19 protein-coding genes are annotated in these 22,768 nt (G+C 71.3%); 4 read left to right on the top strand and 15 right to left on the bottom strand.

The window, feature by feature from the left end; translation table 11 throughout:
* Window positions 1–58: 58 nt before the first annotated feature.
* Window positions 59–868, bottom strand: a complete 810-nt coding sequence (locus tag ACFYNL_RS27790) for a trans-aconitate 2-methyltransferase (RefSeq protein WP_388807792.1) — start codon at window positions 866–868, stop codon at window positions 59–61.
* Between the two features lie 96 nt (window positions 869–964).
* Here ACFYNL_RS27790 and tamR point away from each other — a divergent pair, with 96 nt between their 5' ends.
* Window positions 965–1,462 (top strand): MarR family transcriptional regulator TamR, encoded by a 498-nt coding sequence (gene tamR, locus ACFYNL_RS27785; protein ID WP_019753616.1) that lies wholly within the window; start codon window positions 965–967, stop codon window positions 1,460–1,462.
* Window positions 1,463–1,740: 278 nt separating this feature from the next.
* On the opposite strand, the gene ACFYNL_RS27780 is transcribed toward tamR, so the two are convergent.
* Complete coding sequence (locus ACFYNL_RS27780; protein WP_388807791.1) at window positions 1,741–2,508, bottom strand: LuxR C-terminal-related transcriptional regulator; 768 nt, start codon at window positions 2,506–2,508, stop codon at window positions 1,741–1,743.
* A 271-nt stretch (window positions 2,509–2,779) separates the two neighbouring features.
* Here ACFYNL_RS27780 and ACFYNL_RS27775 point away from each other — a divergent pair, with 271 nt between their 5' ends.
* On the top strand, window positions 2,780–3,235 hold the full coding sequence (locus ACFYNL_RS27775) for a GNAT family N-acetyltransferase (RefSeq protein ID WP_388807983.1): 456 nt from the start codon (window positions 2,780–2,782) through the stop codon (window positions 3,233–3,235).
* A 5-nt stretch (window positions 3,236–3,240) separates the two neighbouring features.
* On the opposite strand, the gene galK is transcribed toward ACFYNL_RS27775, so the two are convergent.
* From galK to galT, 3 genes are all read right to left on the bottom strand, one after another.
* Window positions 3,241–4,404, bottom strand: a complete 1,164-nt coding sequence (galK, locus tag ACFYNL_RS27770; RefSeq protein ID WP_388807789.1) for a galactokinase — start codon at window positions 4,402–4,404, stop codon at window positions 3,241–3,243.
* Between the two features lie 101 nt (window positions 4,405–4,505).
* Entirely contained in the window at window positions 4,506–5,468 is a 963-nt protein-coding gene (gene galE, locus ACFYNL_RS27765) for a UDP-glucose 4-epimerase GalE (RefSeq protein ID WP_388807787.1), read from the bottom strand.
* Complete coding sequence (galT, locus tag ACFYNL_RS27760) at window positions 5,465–6,526, bottom strand: galactose-1-phosphate uridylyltransferase (protein WP_388807786.1); 1,062 nt, start codon at window positions 6,524–6,526, stop codon at window positions 5,465–5,467. The genes galE and galT overlap by 4 nt, the downstream gene beginning before the upstream one ends.
* Before the next feature lie 189 nt (window positions 6,527–6,715).
* On the opposite strand from galT, the gene ACFYNL_RS27755 reads away from it, so the two are divergent.
* Both ACFYNL_RS27755 and ACFYNL_RS27750 read left to right on the top strand, forming a co-directional pair.
* On the top strand, window positions 6,716–8,455 hold the full coding sequence (locus tag ACFYNL_RS27755; RefSeq protein ID WP_388807785.1) for a sodium:solute symporter family protein: 1,740 nt from the start codon (window positions 6,716–6,718) through the stop codon (window positions 8,453–8,455).
* Between the two features lie 18 nt (window positions 8,456–8,473).
* Window positions 8,474–8,788, top strand: coding sequence for a hypothetical protein (locus tag ACFYNL_RS27750; RefSeq protein ID WP_388807784.1), 315 nt, complete (start codon window positions 8,474–8,476; stop codon window positions 8,786–8,788).
* Window positions 8,789–8,990: 202 nt separating this feature from the next.
* Here the strand turns inward: ACFYNL_RS27750 and ACFYNL_RS27745 are convergent, their stop codons facing one another.
* The 10 genes from ACFYNL_RS27745 to ACFYNL_RS27700 form a co-directional block, all read right to left on the bottom strand.
* Complete coding sequence (locus ACFYNL_RS27745) at window positions 8,991–9,416, bottom strand: hypothetical protein (RefSeq protein ID WP_388807782.1); 426 nt, start codon at window positions 9,414–9,416, stop codon at window positions 8,991–8,993.
* Between the two features lie 111 nt (window positions 9,417–9,527).
* Entirely contained in the window at window positions 9,528–10,223 is a 696-nt protein-coding gene (locus tag ACFYNL_RS27740) for a LuxR C-terminal-related transcriptional regulator (RefSeq protein WP_388807780.1), read from the bottom strand.
* 319 nt (window positions 10,224–10,542) lie between these two features.
* On the bottom strand, window positions 10,543–12,405 hold the full coding sequence (locus tag ACFYNL_RS27735; RefSeq protein ID WP_388807779.1) for a PQQ-binding-like beta-propeller repeat protein: 1,863 nt from the start codon (window positions 12,403–12,405) through the stop codon (window positions 10,543–10,545).
* Window positions 12,406–12,494: 89 nt separating this feature from the next.
* Window positions 12,495–14,318, bottom strand: coding sequence for a PQQ-binding-like beta-propeller repeat protein (locus ACFYNL_RS27730; RefSeq protein WP_388807778.1), 1,824 nt, complete (start codon window positions 14,316–14,318; stop codon window positions 12,495–12,497).
* A 257-nt stretch (window positions 14,319–14,575) separates the two neighbouring features.
* Window positions 14,576–16,384, bottom strand: coding sequence for an ABC-F family ATP-binding cassette domain-containing protein (locus ACFYNL_RS27725; RefSeq protein WP_388807776.1), 1,809 nt, complete (start codon window positions 16,382–16,384; stop codon window positions 14,576–14,578).
* 239 nt (window positions 16,385–16,623) lie between these two features.
* Window positions 16,624–17,757, bottom strand: a complete 1,134-nt coding sequence (locus ACFYNL_RS27720; protein ID WP_388807775.1) for an N-acetylmuramoyl-L-alanine amidase — start codon at window positions 17,755–17,757, stop codon at window positions 16,624–16,626.
* Between the two features lie 555 nt (window positions 17,758–18,312).
* Entirely contained in the window at window positions 18,313–19,221 is a 909-nt protein-coding gene (locus ACFYNL_RS27715; protein ID WP_388807773.1) for a 4-(cytidine 5'-diphospho)-2-C-methyl-D-erythritol kinase, read from the bottom strand.
* Window positions 19,222–20,151: a 16S rRNA (adenine(1518)-N(6)/adenine(1519)-N(6))-dimethyltransferase RsmA gene (gene rsmA, locus ACFYNL_RS27710; RefSeq protein ID WP_388807772.1), complete on the bottom strand. Its 930-nt coding sequence runs from the start codon at window positions 20,149–20,151 to the stop codon at window positions 19,222–19,224. It lies immediately after the preceding gene.
* Between the two features lie 81 nt (window positions 20,152–20,232).
* On the bottom strand, window positions 20,233–21,681 hold the full coding sequence (locus ACFYNL_RS27705; protein ID WP_388807770.1) for a ubiquitin-like domain-containing protein: 1,449 nt from the start codon (window positions 21,679–21,681) through the stop codon (window positions 20,233–20,235).
* A gap of 142 nt (window positions 21,682–21,823) precedes the next feature.
* Window positions 21,824–22,705: a TatD family hydrolase gene (locus tag ACFYNL_RS27700; RefSeq protein ID WP_388807768.1), complete on the bottom strand. Its 882-nt coding sequence runs from the start codon at window positions 22,703–22,705 to the stop codon at window positions 21,824–21,826.
* Window positions 22,706–22,768 lie beyond the last annotated feature (63 nt).

Genomic DNA, 22,768 nt, shown 5'->3' with positions numbered 1-22,768 from the left:
CGTGCGCCCCGACCGAGGGCGGCCGGCCGGGCGCCGTACTCCATGATCCCGGTGACCCTCACTGCTGCTTGCGGGCCACGGCGAAGATTCGCCGGAAGGGGAAGGGGGTGCCGTGCGCCTCGGGCGGGTAGGCGTCGCGCAGGGCGGCCCGGTAGTCGCGCAGAAAGGCCTCCCGTCGCTCGGGGGCGTCGGCGAGGGCCGTCAGGACGGGGCGCAGTCCCGTGCCCTTGACCCAGTCGAGGACGGGATCCTCGCCGGTCAGGAGATGGATGTACGTCGTCTCCCACACGTCCGCCGTGCAGCCCGGGCCGGTCAGGCGGGCCAGGTAGGCGCGCGGGTCGAGCACGGCGTCGGAGTGGCGCAGGGTGTGGTCGAGGCCGTGCCGGTGGGCGAGGTCGCGCATCAGGCGGTGGCTCGGGGCGTCGAAGTTGCCGGGGACCTGGAAGGCGAAGGTGCCGCCGGGGCGCAGTCCGCCGACCCAGGAACCGAACCGCTCCACGTGGCCCGGCACCCATTGCAGCGTGGCGTTGCTGACGATCAGGTCGTACGGCTCCTCGGGCGTCCAGGTCCGTACGTCGGCGTGGGCGAAGTCGAGGCGGCCGCCGCCCTCGGTCGGGCCCTCGTACTCGGTGTGGGCCCGGTCCAGCATCTCGGCGGAGTTGTCGTAGCCGGTGATGTGGGCGGTGGGCCAGCGCCGGGCGAGCAGGGCGGTGACGTTTCCGGGACCGCAGCCGAGGTCGGCGATACGGGGCCGGTCCTGGGGCAGATCCGGGACGCGGGCGAGGAGGTCGGCGAAGGGGCGGGCGCGGTGGCCGGCGTGGCGCAGGTACTGGGCCGGGTCCCAGGTGGGGGCGGCGGCAGCGGACATGGGCAGGGCCTCCTGTCTTCTCGCTCTCCAGCCTGCCCCTCGAGGTATCTTGACGTCAAGAGACTTCACGTCGACACAACCACTACACTGATCGCCATGGAGGACGAGGTCGATCGGCTGGTCGCAGCGTGGCGCCGGGAGCGCCCGGACCTCGACGTGGAACCGCTTGAGGTGCTCAGCCGGGTGAGCAGACTGGCCCGGCATCTGGACCGCGCACGCCGACTGGCCTTCTCCGAGCACAGTCTGGAGCCCTGGGAGTTCGACGTGCTGACCGCGCTCAGGCGCGCGGGAACGCCGTACCAGCTCTCCCCCGGCCAGCTCCTGACCCAGACCCTGGTCACCTCGGGCACGATGACGAACCGCATCGACCGCCTCGCCAAGAAGGGCCTGGTGGAGCGCCTCCCCGACCCCAGTGACCGTCGCGGAGTCCTGGTCCGCCTCACGGACGAGGGCCGCGACCGCGCCGACCAGGCCCTCGCCGGCCTCCTCGACCAGGAGCGCGCGATCCTCGCGGAGCTCTCACGCGCCCAGCGCGGCGAACTGGCCGCCCTCCTGCGCCAGCTGACCGCCCCGTTCGACAACATCCCCGGTTGAGGCCGGATCCCCGGTCGAGGCCGGCGGGGTGATCGCGACGGGGCTGGCGAGGACGCCCTCGGCGAGGGTGTCGTAGGGACCGCGGCGGGCGAAGGCGTCATGGACGACGGCGGCGAAGGGCGAAGCCGGAGTCAGCGCGTCCGGCACCGGCCGCCCGCCCTGCGCCACCAAGCCGCACGCCTGCGAGCCGGTTGACCGCCCGGGCCCACGACATCCCCGGGGCTTACGCGCCAAGGGCGGGGTGGACGCGCTCGCCCGACCGCGAACCCACCCCGCTCCTACGCCAGCTGACCGCCCCGCTCCACGACGTCCCCGGCCAGATCGACCGGGCCGACCCCGGCGCGGCGGGCGAGGGCGACGGCGGCGAGGGTGGAGTGGACGCCGAGTTTGCCGAGGACGTTCTGCATGTGGGTGCGGACGGTGTGCGGGGACAGGAACAGGCGTTCGGCGACCGCCTTGCGGCCCAGGCCGGCCACCATGCAGCGCAGGACCTCGCGTTCACGCGGGGTCAGCGACTCGACCAGGCGCTCGCTCTCGGTGCGGTGCTTGCGGGCGGCCGTCAGCTCCCGCAGCACCCCGGTGAGCAGGGCGGGCGGCAGATGGGTCTCGTCCCGCAGCACCCCGCGGATGACGGTGAGCAGCCGGGACAGCGAGCAGTCCTTGGCCACCCACCCGGACGCCCCGGCCTGCAGGGCGAGCGCAGCCCGGCGTGGATCGTCCTTCTCGGCGAGGACGACGATCCGTACGGCGGGCTGCGCGGCGCGGACGCCGACGACCAGCGAGATACCGTCGACCATCCCGTCCTCGCCCACCTCCGGAACGGGCACGGCCGGCCGGACCCCCGGCACGTTGCCGCCCAGGTCGGCGTCGACGAGCAGCACGTCGAAGCGCCGCCCCTCGGCGGCCGCTCGCTCCAGACTGCGCAGCGCGGCCGGGCCGCTGCCCGCGGCGGAGACGTCGACATCGGGCTCTGCGGCCAGGGCGGCGGCGAGCGACTCGGCGAAGATGCGATGGTCGTCGACGACCAGGACTCGGATGCGAACCACGAAACCCCCTTCCCCAAGCTCTCGAAGAGCAGGGGATACCCCATCGTCATGAGGACGACACCGGGAGACGAACACCGTCGCAGGCGCGACGCCCGAAGCAGGGATGGCCGCACGACCGCCGCCGTGCAAGAACTGCTACCCCCACTTCGGGCGCCGAACCCGACTGTCTCGCCCCCTGATCAGCACCGGCCCCCACCGGTGCTGTTCATCAGAGTACGGCCGGGGGCCACGAGCGGAAGGTAATTTGCAGAACTGGTTGTCCGACGCGTTTATGGTGAGCCGCATGTTTCGTCTGGAGACAGAAGTCGACAAATCGCGGCAGGATCTGCTCCGCCGCCGCCTGCGGGACACCAACACCGCGGCCTCCCCGGTCCTGCGCGCCCTGCGCGGAACCCCAGGTGAGCGCGAACACCCGCTCCAGGTCTGGGGATTGGACGACACCGGCGCCGTGGCGGGCGGCCTGGTCGGCCACACCTGGACCAGCTGGCTCCACGTCACGTACCTCTGGGTCGACCAACGCCACCGCGGCGCCGGTCTCGGTTCGCAATTGCTCGCACAGGCGGAGCGCGTCGCGCGTGACGAGCGCGGCTGTGCTTCCGTGCGCCTGGAGACATGGGACTTCCAGGCGCCGGAGTTCTACAGGAAGCAGGGGTACGAGGTGGTGTGCGTGATCCCCGACTATCCGCCGGGGATCACGGAGTACACGCTGACCAAGCGGCTGGGGTGAGGCGGTCAGCCCACCCGCCGCGCGCCCGCCGCCGGCACCGCCTCGAACACGCGCGGTGCGGTGAGGCCGGCCGAGGCGAAGGCCTCCTCGACCGCCTTGGTGATGGTGTCGACGTCGGCCACCTCGGCCAGCACGATCGCCGAGCCGCCGAAGCCGCCGCCGGTCATGCGGGCGCCGAGCGCACCGCTCGCGAGGGCCGTGTCGACGACCAGATCCAGTTCGCGGCAGGAGATACGGAAGTCGTCGCGCAGGGAGGCGTGGCCCTCGGTCAGGACCGGGCCGATCGCGCGGGTCTCGCCGGACTCCAGCAGGGCGACGACACGTTCGACGCGCTGGTCCTCGGTGACGACATGGCGTACCAGGCGGCGTACCTCCTCGTCGTCGCCGAGGCGCTCCAGGGCCGCGTCCAGGTCGTCGTAGGCGATGTCCCGGAGCGCGTCCACGCCCAGCAGCGCCGCGCCCTTCTCGCAGCCGGCCCGGCGCTTGCCGTACTCGCCCTCGCTGTGGGAGTGCTTGACCTGGGTGTCGACGACGAGCAGCCGCATGCCCTCCGCGGCCAGGTCGAAGGGGATCTGCTTCTGGGAGAGGTCCCGGGTGTCCAGGAACAGGGCGTGACCGGCCTCGCAGCAGGCGGACGCCGTCTGGTCCATGATGCCGACAGGGGCGCCGACGTAGACGTTCTCGGCGCGCTGGCACAGGCGGGCCAGCTGCCAGCCCCTGAGACCGAGGCCGTACAACTCGTTGAGCGCCAGTGCCACCACGACCTCCAGGGCCGCCGACGACGACAGGCCCGCGCCCGCCGGGACCGTCGAGGCCAGGTGGATGTCGGCGCCGGTCACCGCGTGCCCGGCCTCGCGCAGCGCCCAGACGACGCCCGCCGGGTACGCCGTCCAGGCCTTGTCCGTCTCGGGCGTCAGGGCGTCGGTGCGCAGTTCCACCACGCCGCCCTCGACGTCGGCCGAGTGCAGGCGCAGTACGCCGTCCTCGCGCCGGGCGACGGCGGCGACCGCGGTGTGCGGCAGCGCGAACGGCATGACGAAGCCGTCGTTGTAGTCGGTGTGCTCGCCGATCAGGTTGACCCGGCCCGGCGCGGCCCACACCCCTTCCGGCTCGGTCCCGTACAGCTCCCTGAACCGCTCGGCGACCGCGGCTGCCGTGTCGACGCTCATCCCCTGTCCCTGACCTTCCCTGCTGAACCGGCCGCTGGGGCCGATGAGTTGACCGGCCGAACAGCCGTGGAACGTACGGCCGTCCGTACCGGCCGTAGACCTTAACCCGCGCGTCGCTGCGCGAACCGCCACGCGTCCGCGACGATTCCCGCGAGGTCCGCGCGGGACGGGGTCCAGCCGAGCCGCTCGCGGGCGGTGTCGGCGGAGGCGACCAGGACCGCCGGGTCGCCGCCGCGGCGCGGGGCCACGACCTCGGGGATCGGGTGCCCGGTGACCTGCCGGACGGTCTCGATGACCTCGCGGACGGAGAATCCGTTGCCGTTGCCGAGGTTGCAGACGAGGTGCTCGCCGGGCCGGGCGGCCTTCAGCGCCAGCAGGTGGGCCTCGGCCAGGTCGGCGACGTGGATGTAGTCGCGTACGCAGGTGCCGTCCGGCGTCGGGTAGTCGTCGCCGTACACGGAGATCGCGTCGCGCTTGCCCTGGGCGACCTGGAGGACGAGCGGGATGAGGTGCGACTCGGGGTCGTGGCGCTCGCCGCAGTCGCCGTAGGCGCCCGCCACGTTGAAGTACCTCAGCGACACGGCGCCGAGGCCGTGGGCCGCCGCCTCGCCGGTGATCATGTGGTCGACGGCGAGCTTGGAGGCGCCGTACGGGTTCGTCGGCCGCGTGGGCGCCGACTCGACGATGGGCACCTGCTCCGGCTCGCCGTAGGTGGCCGCCGTGGAGGAGAAGACGAGCGTGCGCACGCCCGCCTCGCGCATGGCGCCGAGCAGCGCCATGGTGCCGCCGACGTTGTTGTCCCAGTACTTCTCGGGCTTCACGACCGACTCGCCGACCTGCGAGAACGCGGCGAAGTGCAGCACGGCGTCGAAGGAGGAGTCCAGCCACTTGGCGGCGTCGCGGATGTCGCCCTCGACGAAGGACGCCCCGGACGGCACGCCCTCGCGGAAGCCGGTGGAGAGGTTGTCGAGGACGACGACCTCCTCGCCCGCCTCGATCAGGTGCTGCGCGACCACGCTGCCGACGTAACCCGCACCACCGGTGACCAGAAACTTCCCGCTCATGAACTCGCTACCTCTCGCAGTCGCTCGGCCGCGCGCTCCGGCGGCACATCGTTGATGAACACGCTCATGCCGGATTCGGAACCCGCGAGAAACTTCAGCTTGCCGGAAGTGCGGCGGATGGTGAAAAGCTCAAGGTGGAGCGCGAAGTCCTCGCGCACGACGCCCTCGAAGTCCTCCAGCTGCCCGAACGGCGCCTGGTGCCAGGCGGCGATGTACGGCGTGGGCGGCTCACCCTCCCCGAAGATCCGGTCGAAGCGCCTCAAGAGTTCCAGATACACCTGGGGGAACTCTGTGCGCGCCTCCTCGTCGAGCGCGAGCAGATCGGGCACCCGGCGCTTGGGGTACAGGTGGACCTCGTACGGCCAGTGCGCGGCGTACGGCACGAAGGCCACCCAGTGTTCACCCTCCAGGACGACCCGCTCACCGGCGAGTTCCCGCTCCACGACGGCGTCGAAGAGGTTCTCCCCGCCGGTCGCGTCCTTGTGGGCCGCCACGGAGCGCAGCATCAGGGCGGTGCGCGGGGTGGTGAACGGGTAGGCGTAGATCTGCCCGTGCGGATGCCCCAGGGTCACCCCGATCTCGGCGCCGCGGTTCTCGAAGCAGAACACCTGCTCCACGGAGGGCAGCGATGACAGCTCGGAGGTCCGGTCGGTCCACGCGTCGAGGACGAGCCGCGCCTGCTCGTCGGTCAGGTCGGCGAAGGACGCGTCGTGGTCGGAGGTGAAGCAGACGACCTCGCAGCGCCCGGAGTCGCCGGCGAGGGAGGGGAAGCGGTTCTGGAACACGACGACGTCGTACGACGACTCCGGGATCTCGCTCAGCCGGTCGCCCTCGGAGGGGCACAGCGGGCACTCGTCGGCAGGCGGGTGGTACGTCCGTCCCTGCCGGTGAGAGGCGATGGCGACCTGGTCGCCGAGCAGCACGTCGTGGCGGACCTCGGAGGTGGTGACGGTCCGCTCCAGCGGGCGGCGGTCGACGGCGTCGCGCACCGTGTCGTCACGCAGGTCGTAGTAGACGAGCTCACGACCGTCGGCCAGCTGGGTCGAGGTCTTCTTCACGGCGGACTCCCATTCGAGCCACTCAGGTCTTCCAAGACTCCATCAAACAGAACTAAACACAGAGAAACACAACTCACCAGGTGAGTCAACATCACAATCAAACAAAGAGCATCACCGGGCGTGTTCAATCAACGAACGCCGGGGCGTAGGTTCCGCTCTGTATCGGTTCGCGAAACGAAGCGAGTACACATGCAAACCCCCACATTTCCCCCCACCTCATCCCCCACCCTCTCCCCTGCTCCCTCCCCAGCTCCCCCCTCCGTCCACCTCGCCGCCGAGCTGCGGCTCCCCACGAACTGGCTCGACTACACGCTGCTCGGCATCTACTTCGTCGTCGTGCTGGGCATCGGTTTCGCCGCCCGCCGCTCGGTGAAGACCAGCCTCGACTTCTTCCTGTCCGGCCGCTCGCTGCCCGCGTGGGTCACCGGTCTGGCCTTCATCTCGGCCAACCTGGCCGCCACCGAGATCCTCGGCATGGCCGCGAACAGCGCGCAGTACGGCGCCTACACCGTGCACTGGTACTGGATCGGCGCCATCCCGGCCATGGTCTTCCTGGGCCTGGTGATGATGCCCTTCTACTACGGCAGCAAGGTCCGCTCGGTCCCCGAGTTCCTGCTCCTGCGCTTCGACAGGCCGGCCCACCTGCTCAGTTCGATCCTGTTCGCGCTGGCCGCGATCCTGATCGCCGGGGTGAACCTCTACGCCCTGGCGATCGTGGTCGAGGCCCTGCTGGGCTGGCCGCAGTGGGTGGCCATCGTCGTCGCGGGTTTCTTCGTCCTCGCCTACATCACCCTCGGCGGCCTGTCATCGGCCATCTACAACGAGGTCCTGCAGTTCTTCGTGATCCTGGCCGCGCTGATCCCGATCACCGTGCTGGCGCTGAAGAAGGTGGGCGGCTGGGACGGCCTGACGGACACCCTGACCAAGTCCCACGGCGACGACTTCGTCACCGCGTGGGGCGGGACGGGCATCGGTGAGGCCAACCCGCTCGGCGCGAACTGGCTGACGATCGTCCTCGGCCTCGGCTTCGTCCTCTCCTTCGGCTACTGGACGACGAACTTCGCGGAGGTCCAACGAGCCCTCTCCGCCAAGAACCTCTCGGCGGCCCAGCGCACCCCGCTGATCGCGGCGTTCCCGAAGATCTTCATCGTCTTCCTGGTGATGATCCCGGGACTGGCCGTCGCGGCCCTGGTACCCGGCTTCGGCACCGAGGAGTCCGGCTACCAGTACAACGACGCCATCCCGTACCTCATGGAGGGCCTGCTCCCCAACGGCGTCCTGGGCATCGCGGTGACCGGCCTCCTCGCCGCGTTCATGGCGGGCATGGCGGCGAACGTGTCGTCCTTCAACACGGTGTTCACGACGGACATCTGGGCGAAGTACGTGGTGAAGGGCCGGCAGGACGAGTACTACGTGCGCTTCGGCCGGCTCATCACCGCGATCGGAGTCTGCGCCTCCATCGGCACGGCGTTCCTCGCGCGCTCCTTCTCCAACATCATGTCCTACCTCCAGACGCTGTTCTCCTTCTTCAACGTGCCGATGTTCGTCGTCTTCATCATCGGCATGTTCTGGAAGCGGGCCTCGATGAAATCGGGCTTCTGGGGACTGCTCGCGGGCACCACGGCGGCCATGGTCAACTACTTCGTCCTCTACAAGCAGGACATCATCGACATCCCCTCCGACCAGGGCGCCAACTTCGTCTCGGCGATCGCGGGATTCGCCGCCGGCGCCGTCGTCATGGTGGCGGTGTCGCTCTTCACCGCGCCCAAGCCGACGGAGGAGCTGCAGGGACTCGTCTACGGCACCACCTCACCCGGCATGGCCGAGCCGCCGTCCCCCGGGGACGAGGCCTGGTACCGCAAGCCGGCACTGCTCGGCTGGGGCGCGATCATCCTGGCCGCGGCCTGCTACATCCCGTTCTCGTTCTGACCGAGGGAGGATCGACAGATGTCCGAGCACTACTCCGACAAGGACGTACAGCGGGAAGTCACCGACCTGCAGGGCAAGTCGGCCACCGCCGCGCGGCTGTTCGACATCCGGCGGATCATCGGCGGCCTGTTCGTGGTCTACGGCATCATCGTGACGATCGCCGGGCTCACGGCGTCGGACGCCGACATCGACAAGGCGGAGGGCGTCAACATCAACCTGTGGACCGGGTTGGGGATGTTGGCACTGGGGCTCTTCTTCCTGGCATGGCTGAAACTGCGTCCTGCGGCTCCGCCGACACCGGAGGTTGCGCCGGGGAGCGAGCCGAAAGAGTGACTCTGGGGCCGGTGGCGCGGCTGGGCGCCGACCTTTGTGGGCGGCACTGAATGATCGGGCTGCTCGCGGGCGACGCCGAGAAGGTGCAGGCGTTCGCCTTCACCCTCATCTCCCCGATCACCTTCACCAGCAGCGAGTTCGTCAGCTGCTGCTGGGCGGTGCGGTGGCGGAGCCGGTCGGCGAGGCCTGACGCGAGAGAGGATCAGGGTCGGTTGAAGCCGTTCACCTGGACCAAGGACCCGTGCGTGTGCCCGTCCGGTTCCTCGACCTCGAATCCCGCTGAGGCAAGAATCCCCATGAGGGCACCCCGCATGCACGTGAAGACGGTGTTGTAGTGGCGGGAGACAGGCGGCGGGTTCGAGAAGTCGAAACCCCTCTCGAAGAGTTCGAGAGCGGCCGTCCTCAACTCCGCGCCGGTCTCCCAGTCCACGAACACCCCGCCGCCGACGAAAGCGTCGACGTGCACCACCACACCAGGCTGCTTGTCGAGCCCATCGCTGAGATCGCCCCGGCGAACGGGAAACCCGGCTCGGGCCAGCTGCCGGCGGACTTCATCGGCCAGCGCGCGGCGCTCGGCGACGACGTCCGAGGAGGCCTTGGGGTGCAGGTCGAATTCTGGCTCGGTCATACGTCCTTGGGTTCCTCCACCTTCTGATCATCCGAGGCGGAGCGTGCCGCATGCTCCCTTCGGCCTTCTCGATTCACTCGGTCGGCAGGACGCGATCCGGCGTGCGGCCCGTCAGGCTTCCGGCGCCGGGTCGCGGGCGGGCACCGGACCCGCCCGGTCCAGCAACCCCGTCCGCGCCGCCAGGGCAGCCGCTTCCAGGCGGGAGCCCACGCCCAGTTTCATCAGCACGCGTTGGACATGGGTACGTGCCGTCGAAGGGGCGATGCCCATGCCCGCCGCGATCAGGCGGGTGTCCTCGCCGTCCGCCACGCGGACCAGGACCTCGACCTCCCGGGGCGTGAGCATCGACAGCAACCGCTGGCCCTCGTCGTCGGGTTGGGCCGCCGGGTTGAGCAGCTCGCTGAACGCCCCCTGCAGCAGTTGCGGCGCAACCGCCGCCTCCCCGGCCCGCGCCTTCATGATCGCCCGCTCGACGCCCTCGATGCGCTCGTCGTGCCGGACGTATCCGGAGGCCCCCGCCGCGAAGGCCGCCGCGATGCCGCGCGGGCTCGGGACCGGGCCCAGCACCAGCACCGCCACCTGCGGGCGTTCCCGCTTGATCCGGACCACCGGGTCGAAGATCCCCGGCTCGGCCGGAGTCGCCGTCCCCAGCAGGCACACCTCAGGAGCCCGCGTGATCACCAGCTCCGCCGCCCCCGCGGCCGGTGCCGCCGCGGCCAGCACCCGGTGCCCCCTCAGCTTCAGTGCCGAGGCCAGCGCCTCGGCGAGCAATCGGTGGTCGTCGACCACCATGAGCCGCACTCCCATCGAGCAACCCCCCAGTCCCCCCAATGGATCCCCATCACTACCCACGACCGGCCACGCCGGCCCGGATGCCCCACTATGGATGCCCACTGGTCCGCGCGGACAGAAGCCCCCTCCCGGCTCCCCCGGCCCTTCTTGCCCCCGGAAGCTACACGCTTGTTCGACATTGCGCTCCCCCTACCGGTGAGAAGTGCCCCGGAACGGCGGATTTTCTGGCTTTCCCCGCATTCGAGGACGACCAGCGGGTAAAGATCCGGCCCCGCTCCTGAACAGACAGGAACGGGGCCGGAATCGTGCTCGTCGGCGGTGGCCGCCGCGTCGGTCAGCCGCCCGCGCCGAACGCGATCACGTGGTACTTCTTCTGGAACGTACTGCCCAACTCGCTCGCATAACGCGCCGACATGTACAGGCGTCCCTGTGCGTAGAGGACTTCGGCGTTCTCCGGCAGCATCCGGGTCTCCACATCCCGCACGTTCCGCGCGGCCGGGTTCTCCAGCAGCTTCGTCTCCTTGAAACTGCCGCCGTCGATGCTGACGACCTGCCCGCCCTTGTCGTACGGCGGACGCTTGTACGCGATCACGTTGCCGCCGTCCATCCGCAGCGGCGTGATCGTGTACCGGTCGCCCGCGTCGGCGCGCTGCCCGGTCTGCTTGCCGGTGGCCAGGTCGAAGACGACGATCTCGTTGGTCTGGCCGTACTCGCCACCGCCCTGGTGCGGCTTGGTCTCCACGTACAGCCGGTCGTTGCCCACCACGACCCCCGTGCAGGCCTCGATGGTGGTGACGCCCGAGCAGCGGGCCGCGTACTGGGCGGCCGGCAGGGAGATACGGATGCGCAGTTTGCCGGTCTTGTTGTCGAGCGAGAAGACGTCCGAGATGCCGGCGGACTCCGTCTCGCCGAGCTCCGCGGCCACGACGAGCGGTTCCGTGGAGATCACGCTGGCGTACTCGACGCCCTCGGCCATCTTGTACTCGGAGATCACCTTCCCGGACTTCGGGTCGATGGTCTGGACGTTGAGCTGCGGGTTCTGATACGAACCGCACTTGCGCAGCACGACGAGCTTCGGGCCACCGGCGTAACCGAGGTCGTAGCAGCCGTCGTTGGCCTTGGGGACCCACAGCTGCTTGCCGGTCTTCAGGTCGAACGCGGCGCCGCCCCTGGTGCCGCCCGCGGCGACCGTGCCGCCGCCGACGGTGACGTTGTCGAAGTAGATCTCCCGGTCGTCGACCTCGACGCTCTTCGTCCACAGCTTCTGACCGGCGTCGAGGTCGATCGCCGCGATCTGGCTGCAGCCGTGCGACGGCCTCTTCTTGGTCGGCTTCGCCGGCTCGTAGGCGATGGCCGTGAGGTTGTCCTCGGTCATGTGCTTGCCGGCCCGGCAGACGGGGCCGGGCAGCTTGATCGACCACAGCTCGGTGCCCTTGTCGGGGTCGTAGCCGACAATCTCGGAGACACCGCTCTTGACGTACGCCTTCTCCGTCAGCCAGGAACCGGACACGGTGATGCTGGTGTCCTCCGGGACGTCGGGGGACGGGATCTGGAACATGACCCGGGAGTTGGGGTCGGAGGGCACCTTCTCCTTGCCGGGAGTGGTGGTGCCGCCGCCGATGGCGTCGCCGTCGTCACCGCCGCCGGTGCCGCCGCTGGAGTTGGCGGTGTTCTGCTTTCCGCCGTCGTCACCGGAATTGAGGTACCACACCCCGCCGACGACCAGGGCGATCGCCACGACGGAAGCCACGACGACGGCCACCGTCGTGTTGATCTTCCGCCCGCCGCCCGGCGCGCCGGGCTGGGGGTGCAGCGGCATGTTCGGTTGCGGATAGCCGTATCCGGGCGGCTGGCCGTACGGGTTCGGCTGCCCGTACGCACCGGGCTGCTGACCGGGGTGGCCGTATCCGGGCGGAGGGTTGTGCGGGACTCCCTGCGGTGCCTGGGGGTAGCCGTAGCCGGCCGGCGGCGCGGGCGGCCCCTGGGGCGGCTGCGGAGCCTGGGGTGCCTGCGGGTAGCCGTAGCCCGGCGCCCCGCCCGCCGGCGGCGCCTGCGGAGGCTGCGCGGGCGGCTGGGGCTGCTGCGGCGGCTGGGGTGCGCCGAAGTCACCGCCCTGCTGGGGCGGTTGGTCCTGCGGCGGGCCGAACCCTCCCCCGGGCGGGGGCTGGTGCGGCGGTGGGGGCGGCGGCTGGGTCATGGCGTGGGCACCTCAGGGGAGTCGGGCGGGGACGACGCGGCGGGGAGCGGGGACGCGGTGAGCGCCGAAGCGGAGGTCCGGCGCACGCCTCACTTGCCGAAGGCGAGCATCAGTTTCTCCTTCGCCTCGTCGTTCCCGCTCAGCCGGGCGCTCGCGAGGTAGAAGCGCCCGTCGACCCAGTCGTAGATCCGGGAGAAGAAGCCGTTCTCGATGCGCGCGGCGCCCGTCGGGTTCTGCAGCAGCGTCGTCGGCTCGTGGCTGCCGCCGGTGACCGGGATCGACACGACCTGGCCGCCGGCGTCGTACGACGGCTTGACGTAGGCGATGAGCTTGCCGTCCTCGACCTTGATCGGCATCATCGGCTTGTCCGCCGGGGACTTGACGCGCCACTTCTCCTTGCCGTTCGACAGGCTGATCGCGACGATCTCGTTGGCGCTGGTGATCGCCTCGGTGGGCAGGTAGAGCGTGTCGTCGTCCGCGGCCACACCGGAGCAGCCGCTCAGGTTGCGCTCAAGGATGGCCCAGCCGCACTCGACACCGAGCTTCAGGTCGACACCGACCTCCGAACGGAACTTGCCGCCCGAGCCGAGGGTCGAGATGTTCCAGGCCTTCTTGTCCTCGTTGGTGCTGTAGACGACCAGCGGGTCGATGGAGAAGACGCGGGCGATCTTCCAGCCCTTGCCGTACTTCTGGGTCCACTTGGCCTTGCCGGTCTTCGGGTCGAGCTCCTGGATCTCGTCGTGCTCGTTGCTCCCGGTGGCGTCGCAGGAGGACACGGCGATCAGCTTCTCGCCGCCCGCGAAGGCGTCCGGGAAGCACTTGTCGCCGTAGCGCTTCTTGTCCCACAGCTTCTTGCCGCTGTCGAGGTCGTACGCCACGCCCGACTGCGAGCGGCCCACCATGAGCGTCTTGCCGGTGATGGACAGGTCGATCTTGATGGTGTTGTCGAACAGCTCGCCGTTGGAGACCTCGCCCTTCCAGCCCTTGGCGCCGGTGGTGAGGTCGACCTGCTGGATCTGGTTGCACTTGGCGCGGTCGCTGCTGCCGCTCTCGTACGCCACGACGATCTTGTCGTCCGACGACTTCTCGGGGGTGACCGCGCAGATCTTCTCCGGGAAGGTGATCGGCTCCCAGGTCTCCTCGCCGTCGGCGATGTTGTAGGCGAACAGCTGCTTGTACGCGGCCTTCACCGCGGACTTGTCGGTGATCCACAGGCCGGGGGCGTCCGCGCCGGCCCTGGGCGCGTCGGGCGCCTGCTTGTACCAGAGGACCTTCGCCTCGCCGGGCTGACGACCGCCGTTGAGGTTCTCCGGGTCCGCCCCTCCCTCGCTGCCGCCGCCGGTCTCGGGGTCGGTCGGGGAGCCGGAGCCCTTCGGGTCGCCGCTGCCCTTCGCGATCGGCTTCTTGGGGTCGTCGTCGCCGCCGCCGGTCACCGCGTAGACGGTGCCGCCGATGACGGCCAGTGCCGCGACGGCCGCGAGGGCGGCGAGGGCGGGCTTGCCCTTGAAGGGGTTGCGCGAGCCGCCGGGCGGGGTGCCGGGCACGCCCGGGTACTGCGGCTGGCCCGGGTAGCCGTAACCGGGGGCGGGCTGCTGGCCGTAGGGCCCGGGCTGCTGCGGATAGCCGTACGGCTGCTGCTGCGGCTGGCCGTACGGGCCGGAGTTGTAGGGGGCCGCGGGCTGGCCCGGCTGCTGCGGGTAGCCGTACCCGGGCTGGGGGGCGGCCGGCGGAGGGCCCTGCGGGGGCGGCGGCGTCTGCGGAGGGCCCTGCGGCGGCGGGGGTGTCTGCGGGGCGTCCTGCGGCGGGGTCTGGGGGCCCTGAGCCGGGGGCTGCGGTGCCCCGAAGCCGCTCTGCCGCGGATCCTGCGGTGCGCCGAAGCCGCCCTGCGGCGGCTGGTTGGGCGGCTGGCTCATGAGCGGTTCCCCCTTGTGCCCGGTGTGGTGTCACATCCTGTGCCGTCACATTCGCGCCACACCAGCGGTTCTCGGACTGTTCAGACGGACCTTTCTATCACTCGCCACGGACAGCACACCGGGCCGCGTCCGCCCCTGTTCCCAAGGGAGGACCGGCCCGTGATGCCCTCGTTATGCGCCTTCACGCCCCCTTCACGCAACGCGCCACCCGCGCCCGCCGACGGCCCGGTGCCGGCGTACGTCGAGGGCTGCCGGGGTCAGGCGTCCTCGGCGAGTTCCAGCCAGCGCAGCTCCAGTTCGTCCCGCTGACCGGCCAAGTCGCGCAGTTCGGCGTCGAGTTCGGCGACCTTCGCGAAGTCGGTGGCGTGCTCGGCGATCTGCGCGTGGAGTTTGGTCTCGCGCTCGGAGACCTTGTCGAGCTGCCGCTCGATCTTCTGGAGTTCCTTCTTGGCGGCCCGCAGGTCGGCCGCGCTCCTCTCGGGGGCGGCCTTCTCGACGGCGGGGGCGGTGGCCGCGGCGGCGACCTGCGCCTCCATGCGGTGGCGCCGCTCCAGGTACTCGTCGATACCGCGGGGCAGCATCCGCAGGGTGGCGTCGCCGAGCAGGGCGAACACGCGGTCCGTCGTGCGCTCGATGAAGAACCGGTCGTGGGAGATGACGATCATGGAGCCCGGCCAGCCGTCGAGGACGTCCTCCAGCTGGGTCAGGGTCTCGATGTCGAGGTCGTTGGTGGGCTCGTCGAGGAAGAGGACGTTGGGCTCGTCCATGAGCAGGCGCAGCAGCTGGAGTCGGCGCCGCTCACCACCGGAGAGGTCCCCGACCGGCGTCCACTGCTTCTCCTTGCCGAAGCCGAACGTCTCGCACAGCTGCCCGGCGGTCATCTCGCGCCCCTTGCCGAGGTCGACGCGCTCGCGCACGCGCTGGACGGCCTCCAGGACACGCCAGTTCGGGTCGAGTTCGTCGACCTCCTGGGACAGGTAGGCGAGTCTGACGGTCTTGCCCACGTTGATCCGTCCGCCGGCCGGCTGTGTCTCGCCGTCCGTCCGCGCCGCCTGGGCCATGGCCCTCAGCAGTGAGGTCTTGCCCGCGCCGTTGACACCCACGAGCCCGATGCGGTCGCCCGGCCCGAGCTGCCATGTCACGTGCTTCAGCAGCATCTTGGGACCGGCCTGGACGGTCACGTCCTCCAGGTCGAACACGGTCCTGCCGAGCCGGGACGAGGCGAACTTCATCAGCTCGCTGCTGTCCCGGGGCGGGGGGACGTCCGCGATGAGCTCGTTGGCCGCCTCGACGCGGAAGCGGGGCTTGGAGGTGCGCGCGGGCGCGCCGCGGCGCAGCCAGGCCAGCTCCTTGCGGACGAGGTTCTGCCGCTTGACCTCCTCGGTCGCGGCGATGCGCTCGCGCTCGGCACGGGCGAAGACGTAGTCGGAGTAGCCGCCCTCGTACTCGTGGACGTCACCGCGCTGGACGTCCCACATGCGGGTGCAGACCTGGTCGAGGAACCAGCGGTCGTGCGTGACGCACACGAGGGCCGAGCGGCGCTCGCGCAGGTGCTGGGCGAGCCAGGCGATGCCCTCGACGTCGAGGTGGTTGGTGGGCTCGTCGAGGACGATCAGGTCCTGCTCGTCGATGAGCAGCTTGGCGAGCGCGATCCTGCGTCGCTCGCCGCCGGAGAGCGGACCGATGACGGTGTCCAGGCCCTGCGGGAATCCGGGCAGGTCGAGTCCGCCGAACAGTCCGGTGAGCACGTCGCGGATCTTGGCGTTGCCGGCCCACTCGTGGTCGGCCAGGTCCCGGATCACCTCGTGGCGGACGGTCGCCTCGGGGTCGAGCGAGTCGTGCTGGGTGAGGACTCCGAGGCGCAGCCCGCCGGAGTGGGTGACCCGGCCGGTGTCGGCCTCCTCCAGCTTGGCCAGCATCCGGATCAGGGTCGTCTTGCCGTCGCCGTTGCGTCCGACCACGCCGATGCGGTCGCCCTCGGAGACGCCGAGTGACACGCCGTCGAGCAGGGCACGGGTGCCGTACACCTTGCTGACGTTCTCGACATTGACGAGATTGACGGCCATTTCGCTCCTGCCCGGGGGCTGTGTCGACATGCGGCTCCGCCGCGCGGGTCAGCCTCCCAGGGTAGTCGGCCCGTACGACACCTCCGTCCCCGTGGCGAACGGCCCCTGCCCGGACGTAGGGATTCCCCTAATTGACGTGGATTCATCAACGGGGCGACGGTGTTCGTACGCACTCGCGTACCACCCCCCACGCCCGCCCCGGGGATTCCGATCCCCGGGGCGCAGCGCTGTGCACGGCCTCAGCTGCGGGCGGCGGCCGTCCGGACCTCGGCGAGGAGGTCGTACATCGTCTGGCCGGGGCACTCGGTCTGCAGCCAGTCGCGGTGGCCGCTGAGGGTGTTCACGTCCTTCGTCACACCGTTGACGGGGTTGACGAACGTGGTCCTGCCCGTGGGGTCGAGGCCCTTGAAGCGGGAGACGACCTTGACCAGCCGGATCAGCGAGGCCTTGGCCGCGTCCGTCGGGCCGCGGTCGGCCAGTGTGCCGAGCAGGGCGATGCCGAGGTTGCCCGAGTTGAAGCCGGCGGTGTGGAAGGCGGTGACGACGTTGCCGTCGGGGTCGAAGGCGGGGATGCCGTCGTCGCCCGAGTAACGGCCCTCGTAGACGTTGCCGGCCTCGTCGATGAGGAAGTGGTAGCCGATGTCGCCCCAGTCGAGGCTGACCGCGTGGTACTCGTACATGCCCCGGATGGTGGCCGCCGGGTCGGGGTCGTCGTTCGGCGTCGCCGTGTGGTGGACGGTGATCGTCTGCAGCGGGAAGTACTGCTCGGGCGAGTTGACCTTGCCGTCCTTGTAGCGCTTCGACTCGTCGGCTCCCCAGGCGGGGCGCGAGAGGTAGCGCACACCACGCACGCGGGTCGGCTCGCTCGGCACCCGGAAGGTGCGGTCCGGGCCGTCGGTGGTGTCGATCGCGAGGGAGAGCACGCCGTGTGCCCCGGCGGGGGCCTTCAGCTCGTATCCGGTGGCGTTCCCGGCGGCGACCAGCGCCGTACCGCCGCCCTCGACGGTCGCGCAGCCGCCGGTCAGCCGCTGCCAGGCGCCCGGGGCGGACGTGCCGTCCGCGAAGCGGATTCCGGCGCCGTCCTGCGTGCCGCTCCAGCGCAGGGCGACGAAGGAGGCGGCGAAGGCGGTGGTGGTCTCGCCGGTGCCGGTGGCGGACTCGGTGCGGGTCTTCGGGAACTTCTCCGGCGTGGTGCCGGAATCACCGGATCCGGAGGCGGAGTTGTCCGACGCGCCGGAGTCGGTGGACGCGAACACCATGGGCGTGATCGCGGCTCCGGCCGCCACAGCCCCGCCTGCGGCGATTGCGCCACGGCGGGACAGGGAGCGCTTTCTACGGTGGGACGGCTGGGTGGGGGTGGGGGATTCGGACACGGATGTGTCCCCTTCCAGGAAGTGCGCTTGACGGTGGGCAGGGCACGGACGCGCGCCCCGACACTTGAAACGTCAAGCGACGCTAGCGCCACCTCTCGCCCCACGGGTACTGCGATCGCAGTAGATCCGTGTGGAGATCGAGCGAAGAAGTCCTACTTATGAGTAAGAGGTCACGCTCCGATGCCGTGGGCCCGCCCAGCCACCACAACCGCGCCCGGTGGCGGGGGGCCGTCGGTGGCGCGGGGGCGGTCGGTGGCGCAGGGACGGTCGGTGGCGCAGGGGCGGTCGGTGGATCAACGGACCCGGTAGAGGCGGGTCGGTGGATCGGCGGCACGGCGGGCCCGGCGGGAGCGGATCGCGGACCCGGCCGGGTGGGTGGGTCGGCGGCGTGGCGGACCCGACTGGCGGGTGGATCGGCGGCACGGCGAACCCGGCACGAGGCGGATCGACGAACCCGGCCGCGCGGACGAGTCGGCGACACGGCCGTCCCAGCCCGGCGGACAGATCGGCGGTACGGCGAACCGGCGCGGAGCGGATCGGCGGCCCCCGCGGGCGTCACTCCGGCAGCACGGTGGCTCCCCGGGCGGGGCCGTCGGCCGTGCGCACGGTCCGGCAGGTGCCCGAGGTCCGCAGGGCTTCCGCGACCGTCGCCGCCGCCTGCATGTCGCGGGCGAGGAACGCCGTCGTCGGGCCCGAGCCGGAGACGAGTGCCGCGAGGGCGCCGGCGTCCCGGCCGACGGCGAGGGTGTCGGCGAGCTCCGGGAAGAGGGAGAGGGCCGCGGGCTGGAGGTCGTTGGAGACCGCGGCGGCGAGCGCGTCGGGGTCGCCGGCCGCGAGGGCGTCGAGGAGCGGCTCGGAGGCGACGGGCGCGGGGATGTCCATGCCCTCGCCGAGCCGGTCGAACTCCCGGAAGACGGCGGGCGTCGACAGCCCGCGCCCGGCCATCGCGAACACCCAGTGGAACGTGCCGCCGACGTCGAGCGGGCGCAGTTTCTCGCCCCGGCCGGTGCCGAGGGCCGCGCCGCCGACCAGGCTGAACGGCACATCGCTGCCCAACTCGGCGCAGATGTCGAGGAGTTCCTCGCGGGAGGTGCGGGTGCCCCACAGCGCGTCGCAGGCGAGCAGGGCGCCCGCGCCGTCCGCGCTGCCGCCCGCCATGCCTCCGGCGACCGGGATGTCCTTGGCGATGTGCAGGTGCACGTCGGGCGTACGCCCGTGGCGCGCGGCCAGCGCCTCGGCCGCGCGGGCGGCGAGGTTCGTACGGTCGAGGGGGACCTGGTCGGCGTCGGGGCCGTCGCAGGTGACGCGCAGGCCCTCGGGCGAGGGGGTCACGGTGACCTCGTCGTACAGGCCGACGGCGAGGAAGACGTTGGCCAGGTCATGGAAGCCGTCGGGGCGTGCGGCGCCGACCGCGAGCTGGACATTGACCTTGGCGGGGACGCGGACGGTGACGCTCGTGCTCACTTACTCGGACTCCTCGGACCGGGCGGCGGACCGCGTCGACGGGGCGGCGGACTCCCGCGGCCGGTCCGCGGCCTCCTTGTGCTCGGCGATGCGGACGAACTCCTCGACGGTCAGGGCCTCCCCGCGGGCCTGCGGCGAGACGCCGGCCGCGACGAGTGCGGCCTCGGCGGCCGCCGCGGATCCGGCCCATCCGGCGAGCGCGGCCCGCAGGGTCTTGCGGCGCTGGGCGAAGGCCGCGTCGACGACCGCGAAGACCTCGCGCTTCGAGGCGGTGGTCCTGATCGGCTCGGTACGCCGGGTCAGGGCCACCAGGCCGCTGTCGACGTTCGGCGCGGGCCAGAAGACGTTGCGGCCGATGGCACCGGCCCGCTTGACCTCGGCGTACCAGTTGGCCTTCACCGACGGCACGCCGTACACCTTGGAGCCGGGCGGGGCGGCGAGGCGGTCGGCGACCTCCGACTGCACCATGACGAGGGTGCGTTCGATGCTCGGGAAGGTGTCGAGCATGTGCAGGAGCACCGGCACGGCCACGTTGTAGGGGAGGTTGGCGACCAGGGCGGTGGGCGGCGGGCCGGGCAGCTCGGCGACATGCATCGCGTCGGAGTGCACCAGCGCGAAACGCTCGGCGCGCTCGGGCATGCGGGCCGCGATGGTGGCGGGCAGCGCGGCGGCCAGGACGTCGTCGATCTCGACGGCGGTGACGCGGTCGGCCACCTCCAGCAGGGCCAGCGTGAGGGAGCCGAGCCCCGGGCCGACCTCGACGACCACGTCGTCGGGACGGACCTGAGCGGTACGGACGATACGGCGGACCGTGTTCGCGTCGATCACGAAGTTCTGGCCGCGCTGCTTGGTGGGGCGCACGCCGAGGGCTGCCGCCAGTTCACGGATGTCGGCGGGGCCCAGGAGGGCGTCGGGGGTGGGGCTGCTCACCCGACAAGGGTACGGGCGCCGCCGGGCGCGCTCCGACGCGCGTGGCCCGGGCGTCTGAGCGAGCCGGGTCCCCGGCCGGTGTCACCCGTGCAGCCGGCCCCCGCAGTGCGGCCAGGGACTCGTCCCCTGCCGCACGAACAGCTTCTTCGCCCGCATCGTCTGTTCCGCCGCCGGGGCGTCCTGCGGCCGGCCCTTCCCGCCGAGGCTGCGCCAGGTCTGGGTGTCGAACTGGTACAGGCCCCCGTACGTCCCCGACGAGTCCACCGCGTCCGGGCGGCCCCCGGACTCGCACGAGGCGAGGCTCTGCCAGTTCAGCCCGTCCGCGCCGCGCACGGTCGGCAGCGGCTTGGTTCCCACCTTCACCACCTGGGTCCGCGGTTCCCGCACCACCTCGGAGCGCAGGCGCCGGGGCCTCTGCGTGACGCCGTTGACCGTGCGCAGGGAGTAGGTGACCCGCCGCAGGCCCGGCTCCCCCGCCCGTTCGACGACCTCCGTGCCCCGGAAGACCGACGGGTCCTCGATCCGCTCCACGGCGAACGCGATCGCCTCGTCACGGATCTCCTTGCGGCCGGTGATCCGCAGCACGGTGACCGTCTGCCCGTCGCGCGGGAAGCCGTCCAGCGGCACGGACGTGGTGTCCTGGCCGCGCAGGGTGATGCCGGCCTGCTCCACGACCTCGCGCACGGTCGCCGCGTTCGTCCGGATCGTGCGGGCGCGGCCGTCCGCCATGACCGTCACCGCGCGCTCGGTGCGCACATCCAGCGCGAGCCCTTCCCGCCCGATGCGCCGGGAGCGCGACGTCGACAGGTACGCGCCCTCCGCACGCACCCCCAGCTGTCTGAGCGCCGCCTCCACCGTGCGCTCCGTCGTCCACACCTCGCGCCGCTGGCCGTCGAGGGTGAGCCGCACCGGCCGCCCGTAGCGCACCGCGACCTCGTCCCCGCTGGCGAGCCCCGCGTCGGGGCCGGGCGCGACCACGTCGTGCGCCCCTACCTCCACGCCCTCCTCGGCGAGCAGTTCCGTGACGTCGTCGGCGAAGGTGTGCAGTGTGCGCGGAGTACCGTCCACGCTCAGCTCGATCGCCTTGTCCTTGGCGACGAAGGCGGTCGTCCCACCCGCGAGGAAGGCCACGACCAGCGCCTGCGGTACGAGCCGGCGCATGGACCCCTCACCGCGCTCGGCCGTTCGCGCCCTGCGCCGGTGTGCGGCCCGCCGACCGCCCCGGGCTCGGCGGTCGGTCGCGGGCGCCGCCGTCTCGGAGTCCTCGTACGCGGGCCGGTATGTGTCCTCGTACGCCTCGTCGGCCCCGTACGCCACACCGGCCCTGTACGCCTCGTCGGCCCCGTATGCCTTGTATGCCTCGTAGATCCCGCGGGTCTCATAGGCGGGTTCGTACGTGTCCGTACGTGTCGCGTACGGGCCCTGCATCCCGTACGCCGGCGTCGGGACGCCGTACGGGTCGAAGCCGCCGTAAGCCGGGGGCTCGTGGGCGGGGATCGGGCCATACGTCTCGAACTGCGCGTTGCTCACGACGACACGCTCCAGCGGAGGACTCCGGATCGGGCCCCCAGAACCTAGCGGAGGGCCCGTTACTCTCCAAAGCGACTCGACTACGCAGCGTAGTAGACGGGGTGTCGGCGGGCCCGCGCGAGCGTGATCGGGCGGTGCTCGGTCAGTAGCCGAAGGCGCGTGCCGTGTTCGAGCCGAGGGCCGCCGCCAGCGCGTCCTCCTCGATGCCCCGTACGGCGGCCATGGCGCGCACCGTGATCGGAATGAGATACGGCGCGTTGGGCCGTCCGCGGTACGGCGCCGGAGTGAGGAAGGGCGCGTCGGTCTCCACGAGGAGCAGCTCCAGCGGGGCCACCGCCACCGCGTCCCGCAGGTTCTGGGCGTTCTTGAAGGTGACGTTGCCGGCGAAGGACATGAAGTAGCCGGCGGCGGCGCACACCTCGGCCATCTCGGCGTCGCCCGAGTAGCAGTGGAACACCGTCCGCTCGGGAGCGCCCTCCTCCTTCAGGACGCGCAGCACGTCCGCGTGGGCGTCACGGTCGTGGATGACGAGGGCCTTGCCGTGGCGCTTGGCGATCTCGATGTGGGCACGGAAGGACGTCTCCTGCGCCTCCTTGCCCTCGGGTCCGGTGCGGAAGTAGTCGAGGCCGGTCTCGCCGACGCCCTTCACCTGAGGGAGTGCGGCGAGGCGGTCGATCTCCGCGAGCGCCTCGTCGAGCGCCCGCGTGCCCCCTGGTTCGCGCGCGCCCTGCCGGGACCAGCCGTCCGGGTCTCCGTGCACGATGCGCGGCGCCTCGTTCGGGTGGAGGGCGACGGTCGCGTGCACGGCGTCGTACGCCGCCGCCGTCTCGGCCGCCCACTGCGAGCCGCGTACGTCGCAGCCGACCTGGACGACGGTCGTCACGCCGACCGACGCCGCCTTCGCCAGGCCCTCCTCCACCGTGCCGGACTGCATGTCGAGGTGGGTGTGGGAGTCGGCGACCGGCACCCGGAGGGGCTCCGGGAGGGGTGGGGCCGCGTGCTTGTCGGAGGCGTTCGAAGGCATGCCCCGATCCTACGAAAGGGGCATGCCTCACCGTACGGCGCTCGGTCCGGGGGCCGAAGCCCG

It is taken from the genome of Streptomyces sp. NPDC007808 (assembly GCF_042868655.1).
Classification (GTDB): domain Bacteria; phylum Actinomycetota; class Actinomycetes; order Streptomycetales; family Streptomycetaceae; genus Streptomyces.
The sequence above is the reverse complement of the archived record's forward strand: the minus strand, read 5'-3'. Positions and strand labels throughout refer to the sequence as shown.

Bases quoted from the DNA above. Each gene is read 5' to 3' on its own strand.
- ACFYNL_RS27790 (WP_388807792.1), bottom strand. From the start codon at position 868: ATGTCCGCTGCCGCCGCCCCCACCTGGGACCCGGCCCAGTACCTGCGC.
- tamR (WP_019753616.1), top strand. From the start codon at position 965: ATGGAGGACGAGGTCGATCGGCTGGTCGCAGCGTGGCGCCGGGAGCGC.
- ACFYNL_RS27775 (WP_388807983.1), top strand. From the start codon at position 2,780: ATGGTGAGCCGCATGTTTCGTCTGGAGACAGAAGTCGACAAATCGCGG.
- galK (WP_388807789.1), bottom strand. From the start codon at position 4,404: ATGAGCGTCGACACGGCAGCCGCGGTCGCCGAGCGGTTCAGGGAGCTG.
- galE (WP_388807787.1), bottom strand. From the start codon at position 5,468: ATGAGCGGGAAGTTTCTGGTCACCGGTGGTGCGGGTTACGTCGGCAGC.
- ACFYNL_RS27755 (WP_388807785.1), top strand. From the start codon at position 6,716: ATGCAAACCCCCACATTTCCCCCCACCTCATCCCCCACCCTCTCCCCT.
- ACFYNL_RS27750 (WP_388807784.1), top strand. From the start codon at position 8,474: ATGTCCGAGCACTACTCCGACAAGGACGTACAGCGGGAAGTCACCGAC.
- ACFYNL_RS27745 (WP_388807782.1), bottom strand. From the start codon at position 9,416: ATGACCGAGCCAGAATTCGACCTGCACCCCAAGGCCTCCTCGGACGTC.
- ACFYNL_RS27740 (WP_388807780.1), bottom strand. From the start codon at position 10,223: ATGGGAGTGCGGCTCATGGTGGTCGACGACCACCGATTGCTCGCCGAG.
- ACFYNL_RS27735 (WP_388807779.1), bottom strand. From the start codon at position 12,405: ATGACCCAGCCGCCGCCCCCACCGCCGCACCAGCCCCCGCCCGGGGGA.
- ACFYNL_RS27730 (WP_388807778.1), bottom strand. From the start codon at position 14,318: ATGAGCCAGCCGCCCAACCAGCCGCCGCAGGGCGGCTTCGGCGCACCG.
- ACFYNL_RS27725 (WP_388807776.1), bottom strand. From the start codon at position 16,384: ATGGCCGTCAATCTCGTCAATGTCGAGAACGTCAGCAAGGTGTACGGC.
- ACFYNL_RS27700 (WP_388807768.1), bottom strand. From the start codon at position 22,705: ATGCCTTCGAACGCCTCCGACAAGCACGCGGCCCCACCCCTCCCGGAG.